The sequence below is a fragment of the Citrobacter sp. TBCS-14 genome (assembly GCF_005280805.1).
In the GTDB taxonomy this organism is placed as follows: Bacteria; Pseudomonadota; Gammaproteobacteria; order Enterobacterales; family Enterobacteriaceae; genus Citrobacter; species Citrobacter gillenii.
Genome location: NZ_SZWM01001353.1, coordinates 1 through 308, shown reverse-complemented (window position 1 = coordinate 308; position 308 = coordinate 1). Strand labels below are relative to the sequence as shown.

At 45.8% G+C, this 308-nt stretch carries 2 pseudogenes; one reads left to right on the top strand and one right to left on the bottom strand.

Annotated elements, in window-relative coordinates:
- Window positions 1-99 (top strand): annotated as a pseudogene (locus FDX22_RS29875) (lipoyl synthase); the annotation flags it as partial.
- Between the two features lie 97 nt (window positions 100-196).
- On the opposite strand, the pseudogene tatE reads toward FDX22_RS29875, so the two are convergent.
- Window positions 197-308 (bottom strand): annotated as a pseudogene (gene tatE, locus FDX22_RS29870) (twin-arginine translocase subunit TatE); the annotation flags it as partial.

The following is a 308-nucleotide window of genomic DNA, read 5'->3' as shown; positions in this document are numbered from 1 at the left end:
GAAGCCATGGCAATGGGCTTTACCCATGCAGCCTGCGGCCCATTTGTTCGTTCTTCTTATCATGCGGACATGCAGGCGAAAGGGCTGGAAGTGAAGTAATCGTGTAATACTCACTTACATTTCAGCAATAAAAAAACCGGCAATTGCCGGTTTTTTTTCATGCAGAGTATGCAGTATGAGCATCGTGCTCCTGACATTACTCTTTATGGGAAAGCTTCTCAGTCTGAACGCTACCGTCAGCATCTTTCTTAGCATCGGCATTATCATCGTTCATCGCTTTCTTGAAGCCTTTAATTGCCGTTCCCAGG